General features: G+C 37.2%; 4 protein-coding genes. 1 reads left to right on the top strand and 3 read right to left on the bottom strand.

Annotation, left to right across the window (positions count from 1 at the left end):
* Positions 1-412: 412 nt before the first annotated feature.
* A complete protein-coding gene (locus tag HF990_RS14680) occupies positions 413-619 on the bottom strand; it encodes a hypothetical protein (RefSeq protein WP_016839303.1) in 207 nt (68 codons plus the stop codon).
* 77 nt (positions 620-696) lie between these two features.
* Positions 697-2,202, bottom strand: coding sequence for a leucyl aminopeptidase (locus HF990_RS14675; RefSeq protein WP_016839302.1), 1,506 nt, complete (start codon positions 2,200-2,202; stop codon positions 697-699).
* Between the two features lie 262 nt (positions 2,203-2,464).
* Here HF990_RS14675 and HF990_RS14670 point away from each other — a divergent pair, with 262 nt between their 5' ends.
* Positions 2,465-2,941 (top strand): divergent PAP2 family protein, encoded by a 477-nt coding sequence (locus HF990_RS14670; RefSeq protein ID WP_016839301.1) that lies wholly within the window; start codon positions 2,465-2,467, stop codon positions 2,939-2,941.
* A gap of 46 nt (positions 2,942-2,987) precedes the next feature.
* Here HF990_RS14670 and HF990_RS14665 read toward each other — a convergent pair whose 3' ends face one another.
* Positions 2,988-3,317 carry a YuiB family protein gene (locus tag HF990_RS14665; RefSeq protein ID WP_016839300.1) on the bottom strand — a complete coding sequence of 110 codons (330 nt, stop codon included), beginning with the start codon at positions 3,315-3,317 and terminating at the stop codon, positions 2,988-2,990.
* Between the last annotated feature and the right edge of the window lie 212 nt (positions 3,318-3,529).

Below are 3,529 nucleotides of genomic sequence, written 5' to 3'. Positions count from 1 at the left end.
CCTTCTTAGTAGTTCTAAACCAACTAATACTATGACCTCTGCTGACTTCTGACGGTTCAGCTACTTATCACTAAGTAGGTTATGAAGCGTACTTCACATATCCGCCAGACCTCCCCGGGTAAGTACAAGCACTTTCACACCATCTATCCGCCTCATCTACTCGATATGACCTTCGACAGAAAGAGCTTTGTTTTGTTGTGCAAACTCACTCAATCATACCTAGCCTTATATGAGGTTCGTGTTCCTCGGACCGGTGTTTTGCCTCCAGCTTCCTTCAGAATCCGCGTCACCACGGACACCCTTACTCTTGGCTAACCTCTACTTCTGTCTTCGGGGTTCGGGACTTACACCCTATAGTTCATGTACATGCCGGGCGCACACAAAAAGGAGTGCGATTGAACGCACTCCTTTTTTAATAACGGCGGAATGGCGGGTAAAACGGAGGGTAGTATGGATAGTAAGGATAATATGGATAGTTAGGTGGATAATAAAATTGCTGTGGATAAAAGACATTTCCTAATAAACCACCTAAAAATCCACCAATAAACGGATAGCCAAAGTTACTAAATCCATCACGATGATGGTATCCAGGACGTTGATAATGGCGATAACCAGTCATAGTAAACCTCCTTTTCTTTGATAACATATGTAAGAAAAAGAGGCGAAGCTATGTGAATTGCCTAATGTGAACATTTATCATATATGAAATGTAAAATCTTTGATAAATGTCGCAAGTGTTCTAACCATCACACCTGTTGCACCTTTTGGCCCCAACTCATGGGGTTTTGTAGTATCAGATGTCCCGGCAATATCTAAATGAATCCAAGGTGTATTTTCTACAAATTCTCCAACAAATCCACCTGCAAATATCATATGTCCATCGCTTCCAGGAGAGTTATTTAAATCTGCAATTTGTGAATCACGGATGCGTTTTTTATCCCTTTCAGTAAGCGGCATGCCCCAAACAAATTCTCCAGTTTTCACACTTGTTTCAATAAAAGCATCGAAAAACGCTTCGTTATTCGATAATGCGCCCGTTTTATCATATCCTAAAGCTGTGATGACCCCGCCTGTTAACGTAGCCACATCAATTAAATAATCGGCTCCTTGTTGTTTTGCATAAGTGACTGCATCGGCTAAAACGAGGCGGCCCTCTGCATCGGCATTTTTAATTTCCACCGTTTTTCCACTGTAAGTCGTGATGACATCATCAGGTTTAAAGGCATCTCCTGAAATCATGTTGTCAGTTGCTCCAATAACTGCGACAACATTCTTTTTTGGCTTCATTTCTCCAATAATTTTCATGGCTCCAAGTACCGATGCAGCTCCCCCCATATCTCCTTTCATGCCTACCATTCCAGTTTTCGATTTGATGGAGTAGCCTCCTGTATCATAAGTTACTCCTTTTCCAACTAATCCAATTACGTCTTTCCATTCTTCTGTTCCCTTATATTTTAATGTAATAACTCTCGGTTCATTCGTTGAGCCTCTATTTACCGCTAAAATGCCTCCCATTCCTAATTCTTCGAGTTGTTCCTTATTTAATATTTCTACTTCAAAGCCATAGTTGTTTGCCAAATTCACAGCATATTCCGCTAAATCAGTTGCTTTCAATATATTCGGTGGCAAATTCACCAACGTTCTTGCTTCATTCACTGCATCTGCGTAAATCTTTCCGAGTTTGTAGCTTTCAACAATTTCATCAATATCTGCATTCGTAACGAATTGAACTTCATCCAAATAAACTTCCGGTTCATTAGAAGTTGTTTTATAATGGGGAACTTGATAAAATCCCATGCCACTCCCTTCAGCAAATAAAAACGCAATATCTTTTTCTTGAATAGGATCTGCTGTAAAAGATTCTAACCAAATCGTAAATCGATTCGCTTTCATCTCCCGAAGTTTTTTGCCCACTAATCCAAATGTGTCTCGCAATTCATTACGCGTTAATGTTTTCGTATCACCTAATCCTACAAATAATATTCGTTGTAAATGTTCATTAGCTCCCAAATAAGGAATCTTTGTTAATTTTTTGCGCCCCGTTTCGATATCTCCCGTACGAATCCATTTTTCAACATGTTCTCCGTAAAATGATACGAATTCTTTCCATCCTTTAATATGGTCGCAGTTTTTTTGAACTCCCACAATTAACAATTCAGTTGATATTTGTTCAAAGGATTTTCTCTCTTTTTGAATAATCATCTTTAACCTCCAAATAGAATTCATCGTATACGAGCTTCAATATATCTATCCACTATAAGTATAACCCAATTTTTATTAAGAAGTGGACTAGTATCATGAAGCCAAAATTGCTTTGAAGTTCCTTTTATTTGTCTCATATCCTAAACAAATTCGCTAACAAAAAAATTAAATAATTAAGAAATTTTTTACTTCAAAACGTTAATTGTTGTATATTAGTTATGCTATACTTATGGAAAGACGTGAAAGGAAGGGTTTTTACGGTTTGGCAATATTTCAAAACGCACCATTACTTCTAGCGATATTCTCAATTTTTTTTGCACAATTTATTAAAGTACCCATACATTTTTTGTTTACAAAAGAAATTAACTGGTCTCTTTTAACGTCTACAGGCGGCATGCCTAGTTCTCATTCAGCTGCAGTGACAAGTCTTGCTACTGCAATCGGATACGAGACCGGTTTTGACTCACCTGTATTTGCCATTGCTGCATTGTTTGCTGGAATCGTAATGTATGATGCTAGCGGCGTACGATATCAGGCAGGTCAACATGCAGCTATGTTAAACAAGATACGCCAAGAGTTAACCATATTCTTTAGGGATATGAAACATTGGACTGATAAACATGAACATGAAAAACACGAAGAATTAAAAACATTGTTAGGTCATAAGCCGAATGAAGTATTATCTGGTGCCATAACTGGTATTCTAATTTCCTTCATATTTTATTCTTTCATCATATAAAAAGGATATATCCAAAAGCGTCTTTCACTTTTGGATATATCCTTTTTTAAAACATTCGATAACCGTTCTTTCTTAATATAATCATAACAATACCCGCAACAATTGTACCTACAAATCCACCAGACAAAATGGCGATATCCACCACTTGAAGAGATAAAACTTTATCCCACAAAGCAGGCCATGCGACAGTAGGTTTGAATATATAATCTAAAAAACTCACTTCATCAATAATAAAAATAACGACAATCGGATATAAGATCGTCATTAACCATGTCATACGAAGAAGCATATTTAATAAGAAACCGATTCCAAAAAACATAACAAAAAATAGTACAATCGAGATCACTAATTGAACAATTGATACAGAACCACCCATGTATGTATAACCTCCATTTTCCTTTACCTAGTTTAACCTAATTAAGTTGTCCTTTCAAATGGAAAAACAAATCATTATTAAAATTAAAAGAGCTTGGGACAAAACCCTAGCTAATAAAAAATCGTCACTTATGATTTTTCATGAAGTGACGATTTTTTATGGAAAACGTTGTTCTCCGTTCCGGCCGACGCTTTCCGCGGGCACGGCTCAAG

Source organism: Ureibacillus thermosphaericus (assembly GCF_012396605.1).
Classification (GTDB): domain Bacteria; phylum Bacillota; class Bacilli; order Bacillales_A; family Planococcaceae; genus Ureibacillus; species Ureibacillus thermosphaericus.
Note: the sequence above shows the minus strand (reverse complement) of the source record. Positions and strands in the feature narration are given on the sequence as shown.